Consider the following 23,614-nt stretch of genomic DNA (forward strand, 5'->3'; position numbering starts at 1 on the left):
CCCAGTTTAACGGTCCCGCTCGCGGGCCTCTCAGGAGGCGGCCTCTACAATCGACGACATGGAGGCCGAGTCGGGATCGCGCGTCGACGCATGAGCGCAGCCTCCCCCACCCTTCGGAGGGGTTCGTCACTCCGCGCCCGTCTGCGCCTGGCCGCGGTCGCCGCGGTGGTCGGAACGCTCGCCGCCGCGATGGGCGTCGGGGCGAGCGCTGCGTCCGCGACCGCCTCTGCGCCCGGGCCCGTCCCCGCAGCCGCTGCCGTACCCGCCGCCGACGCTGCCGACCTGACGGCGTCCCTCACCGCAGACGACGCCGGCGTGCTCAGCCCCGGCAAGAACCTCGCCGTCTCCGTGACCGTCTCCAATCCCACCGACACGGTCTACGGGTCGGGGACGGTGACCCTCTTCGCGGACACCACGCCGCAGGGCGACCGCAAGTCCCTGTCCTCGTGGCTTGCCGCGACCGGAGACGTGGCGGGTGCCGTGAACATCGGACAGGCGCAGCTCAACACGATCGAGTCGGGGTCGAGCACGGTGGTGCGGGTGACCGTGCCGGCCACCTCCATCCCGTTCGGTACCCGTACCACGTCGGGTGTGTTCGGCCTTCGGGCGACGGTGCACGCGGGCTCCGCCGACGCCGAAGCGCGCACCTCGGTCGTCTGGTATCCGGGAGGAGCCGCCAAGCAGGCGAACATCAACGTGATGATGCCCATCGTGACCCCGACCGGTTCCGACGGCCTGATCACGTCCGACGACCTGGCGACCTACACGGCGCCGAACGGCATCCTGACGCGCGAACTGGATGGGCTGAACGGGCACACCTCGGTGACGGTCGGCATCGACCCGATGATCATCGCGTCCATCCGAATACTGGGCAATGCGGCCCCGCCGAGCGCCCTCGACTGGCTCACTCGGCTCGCGGAGCTCCCGAACGAAACCTTCTCGCTCGGTTACGCCGACGCGGACGCCGTGGGGCAGATCCAGGCCGGGCTTCCGGCGCCGCTCCAGCCGACGTCCCTCTCGTACGCCATCGACCCGAAGAACTTCACCCCGGCGCCGACCCCGGTGGGGCAGCCCTCCACTCCGAGTCCGACGTCGAGCCCGGGGAAGACGACGCCCAGCCCGACGCCGACCCCGACACAGGGCCCGGTGGTCCCCACGATGGAGTCGCTCCTCGCCTGGGACTACACGCTCAAGGGCATTACGTGGCCGGGCGACAAGACCGTGCGGCGGGCGGACCTTGCGCCACTGGCGGCGGCCGGCCTCACGACCGCGATCGTGTCGGGGAGCAACACGAATGCGGGCGATCTCAGCACCACGGCGAACGCACCCATGACCTCCGGCAACACCCGGATCCTCGCGTCCGATCAGCTCCTCAGCGATGCCCTCCGCCGGGCCGTCTCCGCGCCGAGCGATGTGGCGTGGAACGCGGCGATGTCGAAGGTGAACGCGCAGCTGGAGCTCATAAGCCAGGAGCCCGGCGATGCGCGCAACCTCGTCGTCGCCCTCGATCGCTCGTGGCCGTCCAGCGGGACGCAACTGGAGCGCACGTTCAACTCCCTGTTCGCGGCGCCCTGGTCCACGCCGTCGAACTTCCAGACGGTCGGCGCCGCCACCCCGACGCAGGGTCTGGACCTCGTCGACTCTCCCGAGACGGCCGCGCGCGTTGCCGGAATGCGGGCCCTGGTTCAGGATGAGGGCTCGCTCGGGCAGTTCGCCACCGTCCTCGAAGACCCGACCCGCTTGACCGGGCGCACGCGGGCCGACCTGCTGGCCCTCTTCGCCATCACCTGGCTGAACCCGCGGACGGATTGGACCGCAGCCGTGGCCAAAGAGCGCGCCGAGACCGTCAGGACATTGCACGCAATCCATATCCTCCCGACCGAGAACGTCAACCTCGTGAGCGCGCAGGGCTCGATCCCGTTCACGGTGAGCAACGAGCTGCCGGACGACGCGGCCACCGTGGTGCTCACAGCGGCGCCCTCGAACAGCCGCCTGGAGGTCGACCAGTCGACCACGAAGCGCATCCTGCAGGACTCGCGCGCCACCGTCCTCATCCCGGTGAAGGCGAAGGTCGGAAACGGCCAGGTCGTGTTGTCGCTGCACCTGTACAGCCCGACCGGAGTGCCCATCGGCGACCCCACGTCGGTGACGGTGGATGTGCACGCCGACTGGGAGGGCATCGGGGCGCTGATCTTCGGCATCCTGCTGGTGCTGCTCTTCGGGTTCGGGATCGTGCGCAACATCCTCCGACGTCGGTCGAAGGCGGCCGAGGGGGATGCTGACGAGACCGACGCCGATGATGTAACCCCGCTGGAGGGTTCTCCCGCCGGCACCCCTGGCGCCGAGGCCCCGCCACAGGAGCGGCCACGTGAATAGCGTCGGCCGCGCCAGCGCTCTGCTCGCCTCCGGCACGCTGGTCTCGCGCCTCCTCGGCTTCGCCAAAGCGTGGCTGCTGGTGCAGGCGATCGGGGTCATCTCGTTCGCGGCGAACGCCTACGGAACGGCGACGATCGTCCCGAACAGCCTGTACGCGATCATCGCCCAGGGCATCCTGAACGCCATCCTCGTGCCCCAGATCGTCCGTGCGTCCGTCAATGCGGACGGCGGCCGTGCATACATCAACAAGCTCGTCACGCTCGGGATGGTGGTGTTCGCAGCCGTCGCCGTGGTCGCGACCCTGCTGGCGCCGTTCCTGATCACCCTCTTCGGCGTTCCCGAGCAGCAGCGCGAGCTGGCCACGGCCTTCGCGTACTGGTCGCTGCCCCAGATCTTCTTCCTGGGGCTGTACACGCTGCTCGGCGAGGTGCTCAACGCGCGCAAATCGTTCGGCCCCTTCACCTGGGCCCCCGTGGTCAACAACATCGTCGCCATCGCGACGCTCGCCGCCTTCATCCTCGCCTTCGGGGCCAACGCCACCGGCCACGAACACACCGACTGGTCCTTCGGGATGATCGCCCTCCTCGCCGGCGGCGCGACGCTCGGCATCGCTGTCCAGGCGCTCATCCTGTTCGTGTTCTGGCGCCGGGTGGGACTCCGCTTCCGCTTCGACTTCGGCTGGCGAGGCGTGAACCTCGGGACGGCGGGCAAGGCGGCCGGGTGGACCCTCGCCATGCTCATCGCCACGCAGGTCGCGGGCCTCGTGGAGACGAACGTCGCCAACTCGGCCGGAAAGAACTTCGCCGGAACGTTCGTCATGCAGAACGCATGGCTGATCTTCATGCTCCCGCACGGCATCATCGCCGTCTCCATCGTCACCGCCTTCTACACGCGGATGGCCGAGCACGCGCACCGCGGATCGGTCGCCGACTTCCGGCAGGACTTCTCTTCCGCCGCCCGTTCGATCATGTTCCTCATCGTCTTCTCCTCCGCGGCTCTCATCGTTACGGCGTTCCCGATCGCGCGTGTGTTCACCTCCGACTACCAGGCGATGGGATTGGTCCTCGTCGCCTATCTGGTGGGTCTCGTGCCGTTCTCGCTCGTCTTCATGGCGCAGCGCGCGTTCTATTCGCTCGGGGACACCCGCACCCCGTTCTTGTTCACACTGGCTCAGGTCGCGGTCATCATCGTGGGCGTGCTGGTCTGCTTCTCCGTGCCGCCGACGACCCGTGCGGCCGCGGTCGCGCTGGTCGTGTCGGTGGCGAGCCTCATCCAGGCTGTGCTCGCCTTCGCCCTCCTGCGCCAGAGGACCGGGGGAGTGGATGGGGGCCGCATCCTCGGTTCGCTCTGGCGTTTCGTCGTCGCCGGAATCGCCGCCATGGCCGCCGGCGCCGGGTTCCTCGTGCTGCTCGGAGGCCTCGGCCGCGGCGCCTTCCCGGTCAGCGGACCCATTGCGGCCATTGTGGCAACCGCCATCGTCGGCGTGGTCATGCTGGTCGTCTACGTCGGCTTCCTCGCCATCCTCCGGTCACCCGACTTGGAGGTCGGACTCGCACCCATCCTGAACCGCGCCGGAGGGCGTGCTCGCACACCCAGGTGACACGGAATAGCATCCGCCTAGGATGTGTTCTACAGGTCGACGCCTCCAGACGAAGGTGTCGTGATCAGGTCAAGGAGTTCCGCTGTGCGGCAGATCATCATCATCGGTTCCGGCCCTGCCGGTTACACCGCAGCTGTGTATGCGGCTCGCGCCAATCTGAAGCCGCTGCTGATCGCCTCCTCTGTCGAGGCCGGCGGTGAACTGATGAACACCACCGAGGTCGAGAACTTCCCGGGATTCCCGGACGCGGTCATGGGACCGGACCTCATGTTCAAGATGCAGGCGCAGGCCGAGAAGTTCGGCACCGAGATCGTGCTCGACGACGTCGTGTCGGTCGACCTGACCGGCGAGGTCAAGAAGGTCACCCTCGGCTCCGGTGCGGTCCACGAGGCACTCGCCGTCATCTTCGCGACGGGCTCGGCATACCGCAAGCTCGGTCTGGCCGACGAAGAGCGTCTCTCCGGCCACGGCGTCTCCTGGTGCGCCACCTGCGACGGATTCTTCTTCCGCCAGCGGACGATCGCGGTCGTCGGCGGCGGCGATTCGGCGATGGAGGAGGCCACCTTCCTCACCCGTTTCGCCGACAAGGTGTACATCATCCACCGTCGCGACTCGCTCCGCGCGTCCAAGATCATGCAGGACCGCGCCTTCGCGAACGAGAAGATCGAGTTCATCTGGAACTCGGAGGTCGCGGCGATCGGCGGCGACGAGCAGGTTCAGAACGTCACCCTCCGCAACCTCGTCACCGGCGAGGAGAGCGAACTCCAGCTCCACGGCCTGTTCGTCGCGATCGGAAACGACCCCCGCGTGCACCTTGTGCACGGTCAGCTCGACCTGACCCCGGAGGGCACCATCGCTGTCGACGGCCGCAGCTCGAAGACCAACCTGCCCGGCGTCTTCGCCGCGGGCGACGTCATCGACCCGACCTACCGTCAGGCGGTCACCGCCGCCGCGTCCGGGACGGTCGCCGCCCTCGACGCGGAGCACTACCTCACCACACTCCCAAAGGACCTGCTGGCCCGCGCCGTTGAAGGCGCATCCAGCGATCTCGAACTCACGACCACCGCATAAGGAGAACAACAAAATGTCAGCAGCACGTTCGGTCACGGACTCCAGCTTCGAGCAGGACGTCCTCAACAGCGAGAAGACCATCCTGGTGGACTTCTGGGCTGAGTGGTGCGGCCCGTGTCGCGCCGTTGGACCGATCCTCGACCAGATCGCCGCGGAGCACTCCGACAAGATCGAGATCGTCAAGCTCAACGTCGACGAGAACCCGCAGACCGCGGCGAAGTACCAGATCACCTCCATCCCCGCGATGAAGGTGTACCAGGGTGGCGAGGTCGTCAAGACCGTTATCGGCGCGAAGCCGAAGCCTGCCCTCGAAGCCGACCTGGCCGCCTACATCGCGTAGCGCGACCCGTCCTCTTCAGACCCGTCCGGCGCTCACCCGCCGGGCGGGTCTTTTTTGTACCCGGGAAGCGCGCACCGATTTTCGCCCCGGTGCGCCGCCCCCATAGCATTGCTCAACGGCAGAGAAACGGAACTCACACGTGACCGAACAGGGCTCCCCGCAACAGCGGGGCAACAATCTGGACCCGTGGTATCACCACTACGCGCAGCGCACGAGCGGCCTCGCCGCCAGTGAGGTCCGAGCCTTGTTCGCCGTGGCCAGCCGCCCGGAGGTGGTGTCGCTGGCCGGCGGCATGCCGTTCGTGTCGGCGCTTCCCCAAGACCTGGTCGTCGGGGCCATGGACCGCGTCATGCGAGAGCGCGGAGCCGTCGCGCTCCAGTACGGCTCGGGTCAGGGCGTCCCGGCGCTGCGGGAGCAGATCCTCGAGGTCATGGCACTCGAGGGCATCAGTGGGAGCGCCGACGACGTCGTCGTGACCACCGGGTCCCAGCATGCGCTCGAGCTGTTCAGCAAGCTCTTCATCGACCCGGGGGATGTGGTGCTCGCCGAAGGGCCGAGCTACGTGACCGCCATGGTCATCTTCAAGTCGTATCAGGCCGAAGTGGATCATGTGCCGATGGATGAGCACGGCCTCATCCCCGAGGCGCTCCGGGAGCACATCGCCCGGCTGAAGTCGGCCGGCCGCCGGGTGAAGTTCCTGTACACCGTTCCGACGTTCCACAACCCGGCCGGCGTGACCCTGACCTGGGAGCGACGGCTCGAGATCCTCGAGATCGCGCGTCAGAACGACATCTTGGTGCTCGAGGACAACCCGTACGGGCTGCTGTACTTCGAGGACAAGCCGCCGGCGGCGATGCGGTCCGTGGAGAAGGACGGCGTCGTCTATCTGGGCACGTTCTCCAAGACCCTGGCTCCGGGGTTCCGGGTCGGGTGGGCGCTCGCTCCGCATGCCATCCGCGAGAAGCTCATCCTCGCCAATGAAGCCGCGGTTCTGAGTCCGAGTTCGTTCAGTCAGCTCGTCATCTCCGAGTATCTGCAGGATGCGGACTGGCGTGCTCAGATCGACACCTTCCGCGGGGTCTATCGCGAGCGTAAGGAGGCGATGATTTCCGCGTTGGAGGAGTACCTCCCGGAGTTGCGCTGGACGGACCCGAACGGCGGATTCTACGTCTGGCTCACCCTGCCGAAGCATTTGGACTCGAAAGCGATGCTGCCCCGTGCTGTGACCGAGCTTGTGGCGTACACACCGGGCACCGCGTTCTTCGCCGACGGGTCCGGAGCGCAGAACATCCGGCTGTCGTTCTGCTACCCCACACCCGAGAACATCAAAGTCGGCGTGCGTCGTCTCGCGAATGTCCTCAATGGGGAGCAGGATCTGCTCGACACCTTCGCCGGAACCGGCCCACTGGGAGCTTCGCCGCGCAGGAGCCGTACGAGCGCCAACCCGCCCACCGACCTGCGCTAGCCGAGCCTGTATGGACGAGAAAGGCCTGATCATGGCACAAAAAGAGGCACTCGACATCGTCGTTCTCGCCGGCGGAATTTCGCATGAGCGGGACGTCTCTCTGCGCACCGGGCGACGGGTCGCGGACGGCTTGAATGCGCTGGGCCACCGGGTGGTGTTCCGCGATCCGGACGCCTCCCTCCTCGCCTTCCTCGACGAATCGCGGCCGGATGTGGTCTGGCCCGCTCTCCACGGCGCGAGCGGTGAGGATGGCGCCCTTCGCGGCCTGCTCGAGATCACCGGAGTGCCCTTCGTCGGCTCGCGCGCCGACGCATCCCGGCTGGCATGGTCGAAGCCGACCGCGAAGACCGTCGTTGAGCGGGCCGGCGTCTTCACCCCGGCCTCGGTCACCCTTCCTCAGGAGACCTTCCGCGAGCTGGGAGCGGGGAGCGTCCTCTCGACGGTTCTAGGCGGCCTCGAGGTGCCTGTCGTCGTCAAGCCGGCGCAGGGCGGGTCGGCGCAGGGCGTCACCATCGTCACGACCGCGGAGGAACTCCCGCGCGCGATGGTTGATGCGTACACCTACTCTGACGTTGCGTTGATCGAGCGAAAGGTCGAGGGCGTCGAGGTCTCCGTCGCTGTCGTCGACACGGGCGATGGGCCCGAGGCGCTGCCCGCCGTAGAGATCGAACCCGTCGACGGCGCGTATACATTCGACGCGCGCTACAACGCGGGGGAGACCCGGTTCTACGTGCCCGCCCGACTCGATGATGAGGTGGCGGAAGCCGTCTCCGCGGCCGCCGTGGCAGCCCACAAGGCGCTGGGCCTGCGCCATCTCTCGCGAATCGACCTGATCGTGGACGGGTCCGGCACGCCGTGGTTCCTCGAGGCGAACGTGCTGCCCGGCCTCACGGAGACTTCGATCATGCCGCAGGCCATCATCGCTTCGGGGCGCGAGCCGGGCGACGTGTATGCCGCCTTGGCTCTCGCCGCCATTGCCGACGCCTGATCCGGCTGCCGTCGTCGACGGCTCGCCGCGGTCGACTCAGGTGTAGCTGGGCTGGCCGAGCTCCGCGAGGATGCGGTTGAGGTCCTGGATCGTCGCGAAGTCGACCACGATCTGTCCCTTGCGGGCGCCGAGTGAGATCTTCACTCGCGTGTTCAGCCGGTCGCCCAGGTGGCCCGCGACCTCGTCGAGGTGTCCGCGGTGGCGTCCAGCTGTCGCCTTGGTTCGGACCGGCTTCGGGGTCTTGCTCGCCGCCGCCTCTGCTGCGCGCACGGAGAGATCTTCATTGACGATCTTGTCCGCCAGCCGGATCATCGCCTCCTGATCATCGGCAAGGGACAGGATGGCACGGGCGTGGCCGGCGCTCAGGACTCCCGCAGCGACCCGCGACTGGACCACGGCCGGCAGCTTCAGAAGCCGAATGGTGTTGGTGATCTGCGGGCGCGACCGTCCGATGCGGTTGGCGAGCTCTTCCTGCGTGATCCCGAAGTCCGCGAGCAGCTGCTGGTAGGCCGATGCCTCCTCCAGAGGGTTCAGCTGGCTGCGGTGGAGGTTCTCCAGAAGTGCGTCGCGGAGCATGTCCTCGTCAGCCGTCTCCTTGACGACCGCCGGAATAGTGTCCAGGCCGAGTTCTTTGGTCGCCCGCAGCCGGCGCTCACCCATGATGAGTTCGTAACGTCCTGGCTCATCGGGGAGGGGCCGCACCACGACGGGCTGAAGCACGCCCACCTCGCGGATGCTGGCCACGAGCTCGTCCAGGGCGTCGCGATCGAACTCCATGCGGGGCTGAACCCGGTTCGGGACGATGTCGTCGGGGGAGATGCTGGCCAGTCGTGCGCCCGGGACGGCGAGCAGAGTGTCTTCCCGTTCCGCAACGGCCGTTCCGGCGGTCGCCCCGCTTGTCGTCCCGCCGAAGTTGTCGGGGAAGAAGACATCGACCGGCCGGCTGGTCTGGTCGCTGGTGGGGATGAGGGCGCCGATGCCGCGGCCCAGTCCGGTGCGCTTCGCTGCCATTAGCGGGGTACTCCTCTTCGTGCGATCTCTGCGGCCGCCTCCATGTAGGAGAGGGATCCGCTCGAGTTGGTGTCGTAGCTGATGACGCTCTGTCCGTAGCTCGGTGCCTCTGAGATGCGGACGGAGCGGGGAATGATCGTGTCGAGGACCTCGTTGGGGAAGTGCTCGCGCACGTCTGCGGCGACCTGGTGCGCCAGGTTGGTACGGGAGTCGTACATCGTCAACAGGATCGTCGAGACCCGCAGCTTCGGATTGAGGTGGCGCTCGATCAATTGAATGTTCTTGAGGAGCTGACTCAGGCCCTCCAGTGCGTAGTACTCGCACTGGATCGGGATGAGCACCTCGTTCGCCGCGACGAATGCGTTGATCGTCAGCAGCCCGAGCGATGGCGGGCAGTCGATGAGGACGTAGTCGATGTCGTACTCCTCGAGGAACCGGTCGAGCGCCCGGGAGAGCCGCTGTTCACGGGCCACCATGGACACGAGCTCGATCTCGGCGCCTGCCAGGTCGATCGTCGCGGGGATCACGAAAAGCCCGTCGAACTCCGGGCTCTTCTGGATGACGTCTTCCAGTTCGCGGTCATTCACGACAACGTCGTACACGCTCGGGGTTCCCTCGCGATGCTCGACACTCAGCGCAGTAGAGGCGTTCCCCTGCGGGTCCAAGTCGATCACCAGGACACGCGCGCCGGATTTCGCGAGGGCTGCGCTCAAATTGACGACCGTCGTGGTCTTCCCGACCCCACCCTTCTGGTTCGAGATCGTGAAGATACGCGTACGCGAAGGAAGGGGAAGTGTGGTCGCCGCAATTACTTGCCGCCGACGAGCGAGATCCTGGATCTCCTGGGCGAGGGGAGTGGTTCCGTCGAAACCGGCGTCCGATGCTTCCGGGTCCATGTCGTTGTCGATCTCACCTACTCCGCCGCGGTCGTTCTGGTGGGGTTGTTTCACGTGAAACCTCGTCGCTCGATGGTGCTCCGCACCGGCTTGCCGTCGGTCGTTCGGCACACCAGCAGCGCACCCGTTACCAACTCTAACTCGGATGTCCGACGCTTCCCGCGCGCCGCGCTCTCTGTGGATAGGTCACAGGCAGCGATTCGTCGCCCCTGGAATAGTTCGTGACCCACACGGGCCGTGCGGCCACCTTGCTGACGCCCGTCGGCTTGGTTTCACGTGAAACGTGGTTGACGCGTGCTCCGGTGGGCCACCCACGCACCCTTGCGCGGCGCATTCCGTTCGGTCCTTGCCTCTATGCCCATTGCTAGGGCCCGGGCGTGAGGCGGCCGAGGCGAGTGCTGGGCCTGGCGTGCGTAGCTGAACCAAATCGCGTCCTCAACCCGACCTCAGTCGGACGACGGAGTACAGCAGTTGGCGATCAGGTTCAAACGCCCTGGGTCCCGTGCTCTCCGGACCGTCGGCAAGACAGCGTTTCACGTGAAACACGGTTCCTACGCGCGTCCCTTATAGCTGTCACTCACGCATGGTTGCGTCGGGGGAGCGGTTGGTTTCCCCAGCAGCGCCGGGTGGCCACGGCATGGGCGAGAGCTGCTCCCGTCAATCGCTGAGCGCGGCCGCAGAGCGTTCTTGGCACCCGGCCCTCCGCGCGGCGCTTAGCTGTTCGGGCCCAGAATCTGGATGCACTCAGGCTCACGATGCACTCGATGCACTCGAACCCCGAGGCAGTCAGCTCCCGCTGCACTCAGGCCCCGAGACAGTCAGCTCCCGCTGCACTCAGGCCCCGAGACAGTCAGCTCCCGCTGCACTCAGACCGCCGAGGCGCTCACACCCGCGATGCTCTCAGACCCGCGATGCGCTCAGACCGCCGGGGCACTCCGCTGCCATAAGTGACTCCCGATCGGACGGTGGTATCGCCAAGAGAACGAGCCGACTCCAGATCCGACGGTTCCTGCCTCTCGCCGACGGCCCCTCCTGGCGCGATTACCACGGCCGGCTCCCGACGTTTCACGTGAAACGTCTCCTCTGAGACCGGCTGGGCCACCGACAAGCATCGATCTGGCGTGCGCTGCCAGATAGGTGCACTCCTCGTTCCTAAGCGTCGCGTCGTCATCGCTCTGCGCCAAATTGGCTTGGCGTGTACATTCCCCTAGACGCGCGACGCCGGCTCCGGGGTCGACATCCGTTCTGCGCGCATGGAACGCCACACTTCCGACGGAAGTGATCCACCCGGGACGCCCGGCAGACTCCGGACCGATTCGACCACCAGTGGCGCCGCTGCGAGGCGGCGCGGGAGGGCGCGTCACAGTCACCGAACGACAGACCACACTCTTTTCAACCCTGCAGGCGCCAATTCGAGGCATGAACTAGTGCGGACACAGACTCCGGGCCCCCGAACCACCGGCAAGTACCTCGCCCGCGGCCACCGCGACTACAAGCTGAAGCGACACACGCGGTGTGTCCTTGTGGCAACCACGCGCCAGGTGTGTCTTCACGGCAGCCACACGGCCGAGGCTCGCGGCGGCCGTCGGTCACGGTGCCAATCCGCGGCCAGGGTCGAGCGGGTGTGTCAGTTACGTATCGCTGCACCTTCGCTGACTGCAGGGCCATCGGCGGGTCCCAAAATGGTCAGCGCGACCTCGTGAGAAATCAGTCTGACCCTTCTGCGCCCGAGACTGCTCTCGCTGAACGCCTCACACGATGAAGAGTTCGTGTGGCCTTTCCGCGCGTCGGGCCCCGTCCGGGCAATGGGCCGTTGGTCGTTGGTCGTTGGGTCGTTCAGTTCGAGTAGTCGCCGCCGCGTTCCTGGATGGAGAGGCGCAACGGCTTCAACTTGAGGTGCCGCCTCCGCAGCGATGTGGGCGCGAGCCGGCTCTGCACGGGCGCGCGTCCGGCTGCGCTAGCAGCCTCCGCTGGGGCGCGGTATCAACACCGATAGCCACATGAACACTCAAGCGTTGAAATGCACCAGCCCTGCCCTCACACGCAGGTCGAGGGTCGAGGTTCGCAATCCAGACGCCATGTTTCACGTGGAACCACGCAACTTGGCGGACAACGTGATGCCGAAGGTGGCCTTCAGCGCATCGTTCACCGCTGCCTCATCACCAACCCAGACGATGTGCCCAGCTGGCTGGAAGGTCGCGCTGATGCGATCCGGAATCGCCACGATCCTCTATCCAACGTTCGTATGGTCCGATCGTGCGCAATACGCCGGCAGTCGACGTCGACTTCGGCCGTGACTCGCCGTCTGGGGGAGAGTGCGAGTCGCCGCGTTCGGACTCTTCTCGGACCACCGACACAGCCAGCTTCGAAGCGTAGACATCTCAAGCAGATATGCAGCGCAGCGCGAGACTCGTCCGTCATGTCGTCCCCCGTCTCCACGCCAGACGTCCCTCGGCCTGGATTTCGGCTTCAAATGCGTCGCGAGGGTGTCCGAAACGGGTCCGCGCTGCCGCGCGGATCGGGCTAAGAATGGCTCTCACAGCACCGGAGCGGGTGCTTCAGTTGTCCAGAAGCCAACCTAAGGCGTGCCGACGAAGGGCCAACCTATCGAACGGACGCCCGAATGACCCTGGTGACCTCGGTAAGAAGACCTTCACCGAGGGTCAGCACCTCAATGTCGTGCACCTTGAACTTGCGGATCTCCTTCGAGGCGGCTTCCACTTCGGTCGCCGCCGCCGCGCCCTTCATGAGGACAAGCTCGCCACCATCCCGAACCAGGGGAGCGGTCAACGGCAGCAACTTGCGGAAGGCACTCACCGCTCGTGCGGTGATCTGATCAAGAGGCCCGTCGAGGCGCGCCTCTTCGGCACGCGCGCGTACAACGCTGACGTTGTCCAAGCCGAGCTCGTTGACCTGCTCGTTCAACCAGGCAACGCGTCGCTCCATCGGCTCGATCAACACGAAGGAGACGTCCGGCCGCGCGATCGCGAGAACCAACCCCGGCAGTCCGGCACCGCTTCCCACATCCCCGACTACTCCGGGCCGCAGCAGCGGCGCGACCACAGCGCAGTTGAGGACATGACGGGTCCACAGCCGGGGGAGCTCAAGCGGCCCGATGAGCCCACGTTCTTCGCCTTGCTCAGCAAGGTTTCGGGTGAACCGGCGTGCGACGTCGATTCGGTCCCCGAACAAGGCGAGCGCCGCTGACGGCTCGGTCTCCAGGTCGGTCACTGTTTCACGTGAAACTAGGCGGCGGTGATCACGGTGTGACGGTCGCGACCCTCACCGTGCGAGGTGGAGACGTATCCACGCTCAGAGACGATGTCGTGCACCAGCTTGCGCTCGTACGACGACATCGGCGGAAGAGCGGCTTCGGCCGCCCCTTCGTCCAAGCGCGCAATCGCACGATCCACCAGAGCTCCGAGCTCAGCCTGTCGGGCTTCGCGCGAGCCGGCGATGTCCAGGATCAAACGCGAGAACTCGCCCGTCTTGTTCTGCACGGCGAGCCGAGTCAGTTCCTGCAGGGCGGCGACCGTGTCGGCCTTCGCGAGCAGTGCGAGGTTCGAGCCGTCTTCGGCGTTGACAGAGATGTAGGCGCGGCCGTTACGAGTGTCGATGTCGATGTCGCCATCGATGTCCGCGATGTCGAGCAGCTCCTCGATGTAGTCCGCTGCGATGTCGCCCTCACGGTCGAGGTCAGCCGGCGCCGCGACCTCTTCACCCTCCACGGGTGCCTGGTCGTCGGAGACGTCGATGGGATCGGGGGAGGAGGTCTGCACGTCGGTCATCGGGGAGTCCTTACTACTTTCCGGCCTGCTTCTTTGCGCGGGCCTTGCTCACGGGCTGCACCCGCTGAACGGCCTGCTTCTTCGGCTGCTCTTCAACCGTAAGAACGGTTGCGCCATCCGCCTGGACCAGCTTGCCCTTCTTGGCGAGACGGGCCTCACGAGCCTTCGCGGCGTCGGAGCCCGGAGTCGGCATGTTGCGGATGACCAGGAACTGCTGACCCATGGTCCACAGGTTGGAGGTCAGCCAGTAGAACATGACGCCGAGCGGGAAAGCGAAGCCTGAGAAGAGGAAGACGAAGGGGAGCAGGTACAGCAGGATGCGCTGCTGCTTGAACTGCGGGCTCGCCTTGGTCTCCGGCGACATGTTCTTGGAGACGATCTGCAGCTGCGTGAGGAACTGCGACCCCGTCATCAGCACAACCATAACGGCCGCTATGATCATGACCGCGACCTGCGGAGGGTGGGCGTTCATCGCACCCTGGAAGCTCTGGTGCAGGGGAGCGACACCGAACAGCGTCGCGTTGCCGAACTGGAGAGCGAGTGTCTCGTTGAGCGGACCGACACCGGCCTTACCGCTCTGGGCGCCGTTCAGCACCTGGAACAGCGAGAAGAACACGGGCATCTGCAGCAGCAGGGGGAGGCAGGAGCTCAGCGGGTTGGTGCCCGTCTTCTTATAGAGCTCCATCGTCTCGCGCGACATCGCCTCGCGCGAGAACTGGTCCTTCTTACCCTTGTACTTGTCCTGGATCTTCTTCAGCTGCGGAGCGATCTCCAGCATCCGTCGCTGGTTCTTGATCTGCCGGACGAAGATCGGGATCAGCGCCGCGCGGACGACGACCGTCAGTCCGACGATGGCCAGCACCCAGGTGATGCCTGCCGCCGGGTCCAGTCCCATCTGGGTGAACAGCCAGTGGAAGGCGACGAGGATCAGCTCCACGACCCATTTGATGGGCCAGAGGATGAGTCCGATGATGTCAGGCATGACTTCTAACTAGGCCTTTCCGTGGCCGACGAGGCCGTTCGAGCTGCTTGCGACGACGAAACCAAAATCAGTGACCCTGTACCGCGGCTTCTTCGCCGGCGGCACATCGTCCACCCCGCCTGCGGCCCATGGGTGGCATCGGGCGATGCGGCGGATACCGAGGTAGGAACCCACGATCACACCGTGCTGCTGGATCGCCTGCAGCGCATAGGCCGAACATGAGGGGTAGTACCGGCAGACGTCGCCATAAAGAGGCGAGATGACCGCCCGATATGCGCGGAGCACCAGCACGGCCGCATTTCGCGGTGCGAGGAGCACTGCTGCGAAAGCGGTGTTCATGGACGGACGCTGCCCTTACTGGTGGGAGTGCGGCTTGTATTACTGCGGTTGGTGTGGCGGGCCGAAGCCCGTAGGAGTTCTTCGTGCAGGCTAGCCCACGGTGCTTGAGCAGAGGCTGGCAATGCGCGCACGACCACATCCATCCCGGACTCACCGTCAGTCGCGGCTGAGTACTGGGGGAGGAGTTCGTAGGCCGCCGCTTTCAGCCGGCGCCGCACGAGGTTGCGCCCTACTGCATTGCCCACCGCTTTACTCACGATAAAGCCGAAACGCACCACACTGGAGTCGGGATTCGGGCGGATGTACGTGACGGTGTTCGCTCCTGTGAAGCGAGCACCACGTCGCACAGCCGCCCGATAGTCCGCCCCTCGCGTGATGCGATTGGCTTTCGCGAGCACCGGAAAGCCCTCTGCCGGCGAAGAATCAGGCCGAGAGAGTCTCGCGGCCCTTACGGCGGCGAGCGGAGAGGATGGCGCGGCCCGCGCGGGTGCGCATCCGGAGGCGGAAACCGTGGGTCTTCGCGCGCTTGCGGTTGTTCGGCTGGAACGTTCTCTTGCTCATATCAATCTCCGTGGGTGGTCGCTTCGCAGGCCTGTGCTGAGAGATGGGGACAGCAGGGAAGACCCGGAAAGTTACAGGGCAGCCGGAAAGGCCGCAAGTCAACTGATTAAAACTACGGCCTGGGGCGGATCAGGTCAAACCGATCGACTTAAATCCACTGATTATGCACGGTATTGGCAGGGAGCAGGACCCCGACGCGCCGACGTATGCCGCTGATCGGATTTGTTCGCTGTTCTGTGGACAAGTTACCGTGAGGTCGAAAGTTATCCCCAGGCCATGCCAATTCTGGCCGGAGATCGCTACGGTATTGCTCACACAGCGGTGGATAACTCTGTGAATACCCACCGGCGGCATCCGAAGCCGCCAACCCGACGAGAGTCACCGGGGGTCGACTCGTCCCTTCGTCGGGCTGACGGCATCCGCAACACAGACGAAGACGGGGAACGATGGCAGGCGGCGAAGAGTCCATAGCTTCGGCATGGCAGAACGTGCTCGGCAAGCTCGAGACGGACGATCGCATCACCCCGCAGCTGTATGGCTTCCTCAGCCTGGTCGAGCCCAAGGGCATCATGGCCGGCACCTTCTACCTGGAGGTCCCGAACGAATTCACCCGGGGGATGATCGAGCAGCGCAGCCGGCTCCCCCTCCTGAACGCCATCGGCGCCCTCGACGACGGATTCGCGGTCAATACCTTCGCGATCGTGGTCAACCCGGAGATCCAGCAGGAGACCATGGCCGGCACCGTAGCCGAGCCAGAAGCCGCACCCACGTCGTACGCGGACCAGGTCGCTCCGATGGTGAGCCCTCCGACGGAGATCACCGCACCTCCCCGAGGCGGAGACACCCGGCTCAACGCCAAGTACAGCTTCGACAACTTCGTCATCGGGCAGTCCAATCGTTTCGCGCACGCTGCTGCGGTCGCCGTTGCCGAAGCACCCGCGAAGGCCTACAACCCGCTCTTCATCTACGGCGACTCGGGCCTCGGCAAGACCCACCTCCTCCACGCCATCGGCCACTACGCGATGAGCCTCTACCCCGGGATCCGGGTGAGATACGTCTCGTCGGAGGAGTTCACCAACGACTTCATCAACTCGATCGCCAACAACCGCGGCTCGTCGTTCCAGGCCCGCTATCGCAACATCGACATCCTGCTGATCGACGACATCCAGTTCCTGCAGAGAGCGGTGGAGACCCAGGAAGCGTTCTTCCACACGTTCAACACCCTGCACGACCACAACAAGCAGGTGGTCATCACCTCCGATCTGCCGCCCAAGCACCTGACCGGCTTCGAGGACCGCATGCGGTCCCGGTTCGAGTGGGGCCTCATCACCGACGTCCAGGTCCCCGACCTTGAGACCCGCATCGCAATCCTGCGTAAGAAGGCGCAGAGCGAGAAGATCCAGGTGCCCGACGACATCCTGGAGTTCATGGCGTCGAAGGTGTCGAGCAACATCCGGGAGCTGGAGGGGACACTGATCCGCGTCACCGCCTTCGCGAGCCTCAATCGCACACCGGTCGACATGCCCCTCGTGCAGACGGTGCTGAAGGACCTGATCACGCTCGACGACGACAACGTCATCGCGCCGACCGACATCATCACGAACACCGCGGAGTACTTCAAGCTCACCGTCGACGACCTCTACGGTTCCAGTCGGTCGCAGGCGGTCGCCACCGCACGCCAGATCGCCATGTATCTGTGCCGCGAACTCACGAACCTCTCCCTGCCCAAGATCGGACAGCTCTTCGGCGGCCGCGACCACACCACCGTGATGTACGCCAATAAGAAGATCAGCGAGCTCATGAAGGAGCGCCGGTCGATTTACAACCAGGTCACGGAGCTGACCAGCCGGATCAAGCAGACCCACCGCTACGGCAAGTAGACCGCTGCTCTAGCGCAGAACTTATCCACATATCCATCCCCAGAGTGGGGACAAAGCGTTATTAACACTTGTGGATAACTTGTGGAGAGCCTCCGGAGAACTACACGTTTAATGGGGACGGAGGGCTGGCACCTGTGGGAACGCGTCGTCGGGCTCACTGCGCTCGGATCGTTGTGAACACCCGGATTCCGCAGTCCATCAACATGTCACGACCGTGTAGTTCCCTGTGTTCGCCTGGCCTCAACAGAGTTATCCACAGTTTCCACATCGGTTAACACGATTACTTCTTAACTCTTCTCATAGAGGGCGGACGACAACCTCAAGGGCCGCTAGCCACCACCGCTTCCCCGTCACAGGCCAGGGGCTAGGATTTGTCACGTCCGTTATCCGTGAGTCCAACAGAGGTGACTTCGTGAAGTTCCAAGCCAATCGGGATGTGTTCAGCGAGGCCGTCTCCTTCGCGGTGAAGCTTCTTCCGCAGCGGACGACCCTGCCCATCCTGAGCGGTGTGCTGATCGAGACGACGGAGAACGGACTCCAGCTGTCGTCGTTCGACTACGAGGTGTCGGCGCAGACCGAGATCGCCGCCGAGGTAGAAGAACCCGGGCGGGTGCTCGTCTCCGGCCGTCTTCTCGCTGAGATCGCATCCAAGCTTCCGAACGCACCCGTGCAGTTCTCGACCGAAGAGTCGAAGATCGTCGTGCGGGCCGGCTCGGCCAACTTCACTTTGCTGTCCATGCCCGTCGAGGAATACCCGAGCATCCCGCAGGTGGGTGGAGACGCGGGGCTCGTCCCGGCCGAGGAGTTCGCTCAGGCTGTTGCCCAGGTCGGCGTCGCCGCATCGCGCGACGATGTGACCCCGGTTATCACCGGCGTCCAGCTCGAGGTCGGCGATAACCGGCTCGGCCTCGTCGCCACCGACCGCTATCGGGTTGCCGTGCGGGAGATCGACTGGGACAACGGCACCACGGCGGGCGAATCGGTCACCGCCCTGGTGCCCGCCCGCACCCTCACCGAGATCGGGAAGACCTTCGGGCACAGCGGAAACGTCTCCATCTCGATCACGAACCGCGACGACCGCGAGCTGATCGCATTCACCGCGGACAAGAAGACGGTCACCTCGCTCCTGATCAAGGGCAACTTCCCACCGGTCCGCCGGCTCTTCCCCGAGCAGGTCGACAACTACGCGGTGATCAACACCGCCGAACTCATCGAGGCGACCCGTCGTGTCGCCCTCGTCCTCGAGCGCGAGGCCGCGCTCCGCTACACCTTCACCGCCGACGGACTGACGCTGGAAGCGATCGGTTCGGAGCAGGCGCAGGCTTCCGAGAGCATCGACGCTCTTCTCACTGGCCAGGAGACGGTGGTTTCATTGAAGCCGCAGTTCCTGCTCGATGGTCTCGGTGCGGTGCACTCGGAATTCGTGCGCATCTCGTTCACCAAGACCGAGAACCCCAACAAGCCGGGGCCTGTGCTCATCACGAGCCAGACGTCGAAGGACCAGGCGGGAGCGGACTCCTACAAGTACCTGCTCCAGCCGAACCTGCTCCTGCGCTAGTTCCCGGCGCCGCTGAAGCAACAGAAGAAGGATCATCATGCACATCGGCCTCATCGGTCTCGGACGCATGGGCAACAACATGCGTGCCCGTCTCGAGAAGAACGGCATCGACGTCACCGGCTACGACACGAACCCCGAGGTCTCGGACGTCGCGACCGTTGCGGACCTCGTCGCCGCGCTTCCTGCACCTCGGACCGTCTGGGTCATGGTGCCGGCCGGCCAGATCACCGACTCGGTCATCCGCGAGCTCGAGCCGCTGCTCGAGAAGGGCGACCTCGTCATCGACGGGGGAAACTCGAAGTTCACCGAGGACTTCGCACACGCCGAGCTGCTCGCGCCCCGGGGTGTCGACTTCATGGATGTTGGCGTCTCGGGCGGAATTTGGGGCCTCGAGAACGGCTACGGCCTGATGGTCGGCGGTTCGGCCGAGCAGGTCGAGCGTGTGCTTCCCGTCTTCGACGCGCTGCGCCCCGAGGGTCCGCGCGACGAGGGCTTCGTCCACGTCGGCGAGGTCGGCGCGGGTCACTACGCGAAGATGGTGCACAACGGCATCGAATACGCGCTGATGCAGGCATACGCAGAGGGGTACGAGCTCCTCGATACGCGCAAGGACATCATCAAGGACGTCACCGGTACGTTCAAGGCGTGGCAGCGCGGGACGGTCGTCCGGTCGTGGCTGCTCGATCTGCTGGTCCGCGCTCTGGAGCAGGACCCCGAGTTCGAGCACATCGAGGGCTACGTCCAGGATTCCGGCGAGGGCCGGTGGACCGTGGAGGAGGCGCTCAACAACGCCGTCCCCGTGCCGACGATCAGCGCATCCATCTTCGCGCGGTTCGTGTCGCGCCAGCAGGACTCGCCTGCGATGAAGGCCGTCGCCGCTCTGCGCAACCAGTTCGGCGGCCACGCCGTCAAGGCCGTGGACTGAGATCCGCGAACTGAAAACTCTGTGCGTGTCACACATCTCTCCCTGACCGACTTCCGCAACTACCGCACTGCGGAGGTGCCGTTCGCGGCCGGCGCGAACCTGTTCGTCGGCCGCAACGGCCAGGGAAAGACCAACCTCGTCGAATCGCTCGGCTACCTGAGCACCCTCGGGTCGCACCGGGTGTCGAGCGACCAGGCGATGATCCGGAAGGATGCGGACGCCGCGATCGTCCGTGCGCGCATCCAGAACGACGGCCGCGAACTGCTGGTCGAGGTGCAACTCAATCGCACCTCCCCGAACCGCGCCCAGGTGAATCGCGGGGCGATCAAGCCGCGCGAACTCCCGCGGTACTTCTCCAGCGTGCTGTTCGCTCCGGAGGACTTGGCGCTGGTGCGCGGCGAGCCGGGCATCCGCCGCAGGTACCTCGACCAGCTGCTCATTCAGCGGAATCCCCGGTTCTCCGGCGTCATCGCCGACTACGCGCGGGTGCTCAAGCAACGAAACACCCTTCTCAAGTCGGCTCGGGCTTCGCGAGTCCGCGAGGACCAACTGGGCACGCTCGAGATCTGGGATGACCGCCTCGTACAACTGGGATCCGAACTCGTCGACGCGCGTCTCGATCTCGTGACCCGACTGAGCGATCCGGTGGTCGCGGCGTACCGGTCGGTCGCCGGCGACGATCACCATCCCCGGCTGATCCCGCAACTGACCATCCTCGGCGCGCACGTCGACGATGACGAGGATGCGGCCGACGACGATGTGACCGGCTCAGCCGGTGTCGCGACACCCGAGGCGTTCCGCCGGGCCCTTGCCGCTGTGCGCCGGAAGGAGTTGGACCGCGGTCTGACGTTGGTCGGCCCGCATCGCGATGACGTGCTGTTCGAGTTGAACGGCCTTCCGGCCAAGGGATACGCGAGCCATGGCGAGTCGTGGTCGTTCGCGCTCGCGCTGAAGCTGGCCTCGGCCGAGCTGCTCCGCCGCGAGTCGACGACCGGGGATCCCGTCCTCATCCTCGACGACGTGTTCGCAGAGCTCGACCAGGCGCGGCGCCGGATGCTAGCAACTGCCGTAGCCGGTTACGAGCAGGTTCTCATCACCGCGGCGGTACTGGACGACGTCCCAGAAGTACTGACGGCGCACACCGTGCGGATCGAAGCGGGCACCATCGTGGAGACGACGGGTGTCTGAGAATCGCGGGCCGGGGGAGGCATCGGCCGTCTATCTGCGGCTGAAGGCGCTGTTCGCGGGAACGGGCTCCCGTAGCAGACGCGCTCAGAAGCGAGAAGAGGATCCCACGGCGAGCCGGCCCTTCGGCTCCGGCCGGGATCCTCGAGGAGTGGGGGATGTGGTCGATGCGCTGGCGGCGCAGCTCGGCTGGACCTCGGCTCTCGCGCAGTCCGACCTCCTTGAACGGTGGCGTGAATTGGCCGGTGACGAGACGGCCAAGCACGCCGTCCCGGACCAGATCACCGACGGCGTGCTGGTCGTTCGGTGCGAGTCGACGGCGTGGGCGACACAGCTGCGGATGATGCGCTCTGAGCTTCTCGCTCAGATCGCCGAGCGATTCCCGGAGGCGGGGATCGAGTCGATCCGTTTTCAGGGGCCGGACGCCCCCTCCTGGAAAAGAGGCCCCAGGTCGATTCCAGGGCGTGGCCCGCGCGATACTTACGGCTGAGGGCACAAAAGAGGTAGCCCTGGCGCGGAAAATGCGTCAGACGGCCGTTTTCGGGCATTTCCCCGCCCGGCTCTTGGTAGACTGGAACGTCACTGTTGAGTGCGGTCAGGAGCCAATTTTCATATGACGATGGAACCGAACAAGGCCGGGACGGAACACGAGTACGGCGCCAATGAGATCCAGGTCCTCGAGGGTCTCGAAGCCGTCCGGAAGCGACCCGGAATGTATATCGGTTCGACCGGACCCCGCGGACTCCACCACCTGGTCTACGAGATCGTCGACAACTCTGTCGATGAGGCCCTCGCCGGGCACGCGGACAACATCGAGGTGACCATCCTCCCGGACGGCGCCGTGCGCGTGATCGACAACGGTCGAGGCATCCCGGTCGACGAGCACCCGGTGGAGAAGAAGTCCACGGTGGAGGTCGTCCTCACCATCCTGCACGCCGGCGGAAAGTTCGGCGGTGGCGGCTACGCCGTGTCCGGCGGTCTTCACGGCGTCGGCAGTTCGGTCGTCAACGCTCTCTCGGCGCGTCTCGATGTAGAGGTGCGCCGTCAGGGCTACGTCTACCGGCAGAGCTACCGCAACGGTGTGCCGGAGGCTCCCCTGGAGCAGGGCGAGGCGTCGGACGCGACCGGCACCACCATCACTTTCTGGCCGAGCCCGGAAACGTTCGAGACGGTCGTCTTCGACTACGAGACGCTGCGGACCCGGTTCCAGCAGATGGCCTTCCTCAACAAGGGTCTGCGCATCGCGCTCACGGACGAACGACCGCGCCAGGTGCCGGAGGTCGAGGGCGAGGTCGACGAAGAGGAGTTCGAGCCTCAGCACGAGGTCTTCCTGTACGAGCGCGGTCTCACCGACTACGTCCACTACCTGAACTCGGCGAAGAAGGCCGAGGTCGTGCACGACGAGATCATCTCGTTCGAGACCGAGGACACCGACCGCAAGATCGCTCTCGAAGTGGCGATGCAGTGGACCACGGGATACAACGAGAGCGTCTTCACCTACGCCAACACCATCAACACCCACGAGGGCGGCACGCACGAAGAGGGATTCCGTGCTGCGCTGACGACGTTGGTGAACCGGTATGCGCGTGAGAAGGGCATCCTGAAGGAGAAGGACGACAACCTCTCCGGCGACGACGTCCGCGAGGGTCTCACCGCGGTGATCTCGGTCAAGCTGTCGGAGCCGCAGTTCGAGGGCCAGACGAAGACGAAGCTCGGCAACACCGAGGCGAAGGCGTTCGTGCAGAAGGTCGTCGGCGACCAGCTCGGAGACTGGTTCGACCGCAACCCGAACCAGGCGAAAGACATCATCCGCAAGGCGCTGCAGGCAGCGACCGCACGACTCGCCGCCCGAAAGGCGCGTGAGACGGCGCGTCGCAAGGGTCTGCTCGAGAGCGGTGGGATGCCGGGCAAGCTGAAGGACTGCCAGTCGAAGGACCCGACGGTCTCCGAGATCTTCATCGTCGAGGGCGACTCGGCCGGCGGCTCAGCCGTTCAGGGCCGGAACCCCGAGACGCAGGCGATCCTTCCCCTGCGCGGCAAGATCTTGAACGTCGAGAAGGCGCGGCTCGACCGCGCCCTGGCGAACAACGAGGTCCAGGCGATGATCACGGCGTTCGGCGCCGGCATCGGTGAGGACTTCAACCCCGAGAAGGCGCGGTACCACAAGATCGTGCTGATGGCCGATGCCGATGTGGACGGCCAGCACATCACGACGCTGCTGCTCACCCTGCTGTTCCGCTACATGCGTCCGCTCGTCGATCTCGGCTACGTGTACCTCGCGCAGCCGCCGCTGTACCGACTCAAGTGGTCGAACGCCGAGCACGAGTACGTGTACTCCGACCGGGAGCGCGACGCCTTCCTGGCCGATGGCCTCGCGGCCGGCAAGCGGATCCCCAAGGACAACGGCGTACAGCGCTACAAGGGCCTCGGCGAGATGGACTACAAGGAGCTCTGGGAGACCACGATGAACCCGGAGACCCGCACTCTGCTGCAGGTCACGCTCGACGATGCCGCGGCGGCTGACGAGATCTTCGCCACCCTGATGGGCGAGGACGTCGAATCGCGCCGCTCGTTCATCCAGAAGAACGCCAAGGACGTGCGGTTCCTCGACATCTGACGCGTCCGCGCTGACAGATCAAGAGGAATCAC

At 65.5% G+C, this 23,614-nt stretch carries 21 protein-coding genes; 12 read left to right on the forward strand and 9 right to left on the reverse strand.

From position 1 onward, the window contains the following. The first annotated feature begins 90 nt into the window (after positions 1 to 90). The 6 genes from AB4Z18_RS18565 (at position 91) to AB4Z18_RS18590 (ending at position 7,840) form a co-directional block, all read left to right on the forward strand. Positions 91 to 2,376, forward strand: coding sequence for a DUF6049 family protein (locus tag AB4Z18_RS18565; RefSeq protein WP_441784241.1), 2,286 nt, complete (start codon positions 91 to 93; stop codon positions 2,374 to 2,376). Then, the gene (murJ, locus tag AB4Z18_RS18570; protein WP_441784242.1) at positions 2,369 to 3,976 is read left to right on the forward strand and encodes a murein biosynthesis integral membrane protein MurJ; all 1,608 of its coding nucleotides are present in this window, start codon (positions 2,369 to 2,371) and stop codon (positions 3,974 to 3,976) included. Before AB4Z18_RS18565 ends, murJ begins: the two co-directional genes overlap by 8 nt. 84 nt (positions 3,977 to 4,060) lie before the next feature. Continuing rightward, positions 4,061 to 5,047 carry a thioredoxin-disulfide reductase gene (trxB, locus tag AB4Z18_RS18575; RefSeq protein ID WP_441784243.1) on the forward strand — a complete coding sequence of 329 codons (987 nt, stop codon included), beginning with the start codon at positions 4,061 to 4,063 and terminating at the stop codon, positions 5,045 to 5,047. Between the two features lie 13 nt (positions 5,048 to 5,060). Then, positions 5,061 to 5,387 (forward strand): thioredoxin, encoded by a 327-nt coding sequence (gene trxA, locus AB4Z18_RS18580; protein ID WP_441784244.1) that lies wholly within the window; start codon positions 5,061 to 5,063, stop codon positions 5,385 to 5,387. A gap of 139 nt (positions 5,388 to 5,526) precedes the next feature. Next, a complete protein-coding gene (locus AB4Z18_RS18585) occupies positions 5,527 to 6,852 on the forward strand; it encodes an aminotransferase-like domain-containing protein (RefSeq protein WP_441784245.1) in 1,326 nt (441 codons plus the stop codon). A gap of 31 nt (positions 6,853 to 6,883) precedes the next feature. Beyond that, positions 6,884 to 7,840 (forward strand): D-alanine--D-alanine ligase family protein, encoded by a 957-nt coding sequence (locus tag AB4Z18_RS18590; RefSeq protein WP_441784246.1) that lies wholly within the window; start codon positions 6,884 to 6,886, stop codon positions 7,838 to 7,840. Positions 7,841 to 7,876: 36 nt separating this feature from the next. Here the strand turns inward: AB4Z18_RS18590 and AB4Z18_RS18595 are convergent, their stop codons facing one another. From AB4Z18_RS18595 to rpmH, 9 genes are all read right to left on the reverse strand, one after another. Continuing rightward, positions 7,877 to 8,851, reverse strand: a complete 975-nt coding sequence (locus AB4Z18_RS18595) for a ParB/RepB/Spo0J family partition protein (protein WP_441784247.1) — start codon at positions 8,849 to 8,851, stop codon at positions 7,877 to 7,879. Then, complete coding sequence (locus AB4Z18_RS18600; protein ID WP_441784291.1) at positions 8,851 to 9,747, reverse strand: ParA family protein; 897 nt, start codon at positions 9,745 to 9,747, stop codon at positions 8,851 to 8,853. Before AB4Z18_RS18600 ends, AB4Z18_RS18595 begins: the two co-directional genes overlap by 1 nt. Before the next feature lie 2,083 nt (positions 9,748 to 11,830). Further along, positions 11,831 to 11,971: a hypothetical protein gene (locus AB4Z18_RS18605; protein WP_441784248.1), complete on the reverse strand. Its 141-nt coding sequence runs from the start codon at positions 11,969 to 11,971 to the stop codon at positions 11,831 to 11,833. Between the two features lie 380 nt (positions 11,972 to 12,351). After that, positions 12,352 to 12,978 (reverse strand): 16S rRNA (guanine(527)-N(7))-methyltransferase RsmG, encoded by a 627-nt coding sequence (gene rsmG / locus AB4Z18_RS18610; protein ID WP_441784249.1) that lies wholly within the window; start codon positions 12,976 to 12,978, stop codon positions 12,352 to 12,354. Positions 12,979 to 12,992: 14 nt separating this feature from the next. Then, on the reverse strand, positions 12,993 to 13,535 hold the full coding sequence (locus tag AB4Z18_RS18615) for a Jag family protein (protein ID WP_441784250.1): 543 nt from the start codon (positions 13,533 to 13,535) through the stop codon (positions 12,993 to 12,995). 13 nt (positions 13,536 to 13,548) lie between these two features. Then, complete coding sequence (yidC, locus tag AB4Z18_RS18620; protein WP_441784251.1) at positions 13,549 to 14,517, reverse strand: membrane protein insertase YidC; 969 nt, start codon at positions 14,515 to 14,517, stop codon at positions 13,549 to 13,551. Positions 14,518 to 14,526: 9 nt separating this feature from the next. Next, positions 14,527 to 14,856 carry a membrane protein insertion efficiency factor YidD gene (gene yidD / locus AB4Z18_RS18625; RefSeq protein ID WP_441784252.1) on the reverse strand — a complete coding sequence of 110 codons (330 nt, stop codon included), beginning with the start codon at positions 14,854 to 14,856 and terminating at the stop codon, positions 14,527 to 14,529. After that, positions 14,853 to 15,254, reverse strand: a complete 402-nt coding sequence (gene rnpA, locus AB4Z18_RS18630; protein ID WP_441784253.1) for a ribonuclease P protein component — start codon at positions 15,252 to 15,254, stop codon at positions 14,853 to 14,855. The genes yidD and rnpA overlap by 4 nt, the downstream gene beginning before the upstream one ends. Positions 15,255 to 15,279: 25 nt before the next feature. After that, positions 15,280 to 15,417, reverse strand: coding sequence for a 50S ribosomal protein L34 (gene rpmH / locus AB4Z18_RS18635; protein WP_441784254.1), 138 nt, complete (start codon positions 15,415 to 15,417; stop codon positions 15,280 to 15,282). A gap of 446 nt (positions 15,418 to 15,863) precedes the next feature. Between rpmH and dnaA the strand changes: the two genes are divergently transcribed. The 6 genes from dnaA (at position 15,864) to gyrB (ending at position 23,582) form a co-directional block, all read left to right on the forward strand. Continuing rightward, the gene (gene dnaA / locus AB4Z18_RS18640) at positions 15,864 to 17,297 is read left to right on the forward strand and encodes a chromosomal replication initiator protein DnaA (protein ID WP_441784255.1); all 1,434 of its coding nucleotides are present in this window, start codon (positions 15,864 to 15,866) and stop codon (positions 17,295 to 17,297) included. Between the two features lie 412 nt (positions 17,298 to 17,709). Beyond that, positions 17,710 to 18,855 (forward strand): DNA polymerase III subunit beta, encoded by a 1,146-nt coding sequence (gene dnaN, locus AB4Z18_RS18645; RefSeq protein WP_441784256.1) that lies wholly within the window; start codon positions 17,710 to 17,712, stop codon positions 18,853 to 18,855. 37 nt (positions 18,856 to 18,892) lie between these two features. Next, positions 18,893 to 19,780 carry a phosphogluconate dehydrogenase (NAD(+)-dependent, decarboxylating) gene (gene gnd, locus AB4Z18_RS18650; protein ID WP_441784257.1) on the forward strand — a complete coding sequence of 296 codons (888 nt, stop codon included), beginning with the start codon at positions 18,893 to 18,895 and terminating at the stop codon, positions 19,778 to 19,780. A 21-nt stretch (positions 19,781 to 19,801) separates the two neighbouring features. Beyond that, positions 19,802 to 20,968 carry a DNA replication/repair protein RecF gene (gene recF / locus AB4Z18_RS18655; protein ID WP_441784258.1) on the forward strand — a complete coding sequence of 389 codons (1,167 nt, stop codon included), beginning with the start codon at positions 19,802 to 19,804 and terminating at the stop codon, positions 20,966 to 20,968. Further along, the gene (locus AB4Z18_RS18660) at positions 20,961 to 21,455 is read left to right on the forward strand and encodes a DUF721 domain-containing protein (RefSeq protein ID WP_441784259.1); all 495 of its coding nucleotides are present in this window, start codon (positions 20,961 to 20,963) and stop codon (positions 21,453 to 21,455) included. Before recF ends, AB4Z18_RS18660 begins: the two co-directional genes overlap by 8 nt. 123 nt (positions 21,456 to 21,578) lie before the next feature. After that, entirely contained in the window at positions 21,579 to 23,582 is a 2,004-nt protein-coding gene (gene gyrB, locus AB4Z18_RS18665) for a DNA topoisomerase (ATP-hydrolyzing) subunit B (protein ID WP_441784260.1), read from the forward strand. Positions 23,583 to 23,614 lie beyond the last annotated feature (32 nt).

This window comes from Leifsonia sp. 2TAF2, from assembly GCF_052115085.1.
Lineage (GTDB): Bacteria > Actinomycetota > Actinomycetes > Actinomycetales > Microbacteriaceae > Leifsonia.

What these genes read in the sequence shown, in the direction of transcription:
- trxA (WP_441784244.1), top strand. Translation starts at nt 5,061, where the DNA reads ATGTCAGCAGCACGTTCGGTCACGGACTCCAGCTTCGAGCAGGACGTC.
- AB4Z18_RS18595 (WP_441784247.1), bottom strand. Translation starts at nt 8,851, where the DNA reads ATGGCAGCGAAGCGCACCGGACTGGGCCGCGGCATCGGCGCCCTCATC.
- AB4Z18_RS18615 (WP_441784250.1), bottom strand. Translation starts at nt 13,535, where the DNA reads ATGACCGACGTGCAGACCTCCTCCCCCGATCCCATCGACGTCTCCGAC.
- AB4Z18_RS18565 (WP_441784241.1), top strand. Translation starts at nt 91, where the DNA reads ATGAGCGCAGCCTCCCCCACCCTTCGGAGGGGTTCGTCACTCCGCGCC.
- yidD (WP_441784252.1), bottom strand. Translation starts at nt 14,856, where the DNA reads ATGAACACCGCTTTCGCAGCAGTGCTCCTCGCACCGCGAAATGCGGCC.
- dnaA (WP_441784255.1), top strand. Translation starts at nt 15,864, where the DNA reads ATGGCAGGCGGCGAAGAGTCCATAGCTTCGGCATGGCAGAACGTGCTC.
- gyrB (WP_441784260.1), top strand. Translation starts at nt 21,579, where the DNA reads ATGACGATGGAACCGAACAAGGCCGGGACGGAACACGAGTACGGCGCC.
- rpmH (WP_441784254.1), bottom strand. Translation starts at nt 15,417, where the DNA reads ATGAGCAAGAGAACGTTCCAGCCGAACAACCGCAAGCGCGCGAAGACC.
- AB4Z18_RS18600 (WP_441784291.1), bottom strand. Translation starts at nt 9,747, where the DNA reads ATGGACCCGGAAGCATCGGACGCCGGTTTCGACGGAACCACTCCCCTC.
- AB4Z18_RS18590 (WP_441784246.1), top strand. Translation starts at nt 6,884, where the DNA reads ATGGCACAAAAAGAGGCACTCGACATCGTCGTTCTCGCCGGCGGAATT.
- yidC (WP_441784251.1), bottom strand. Translation starts at nt 14,517, where the DNA reads ATGCCTGACATCATCGGACTCATCCTCTGGCCCATCAAATGGGTCGTG.
- gnd (WP_441784257.1), top strand. Translation starts at nt 18,893, where the DNA reads ATGCACATCGGCCTCATCGGTCTCGGACGCATGGGCAACAACATGCGT.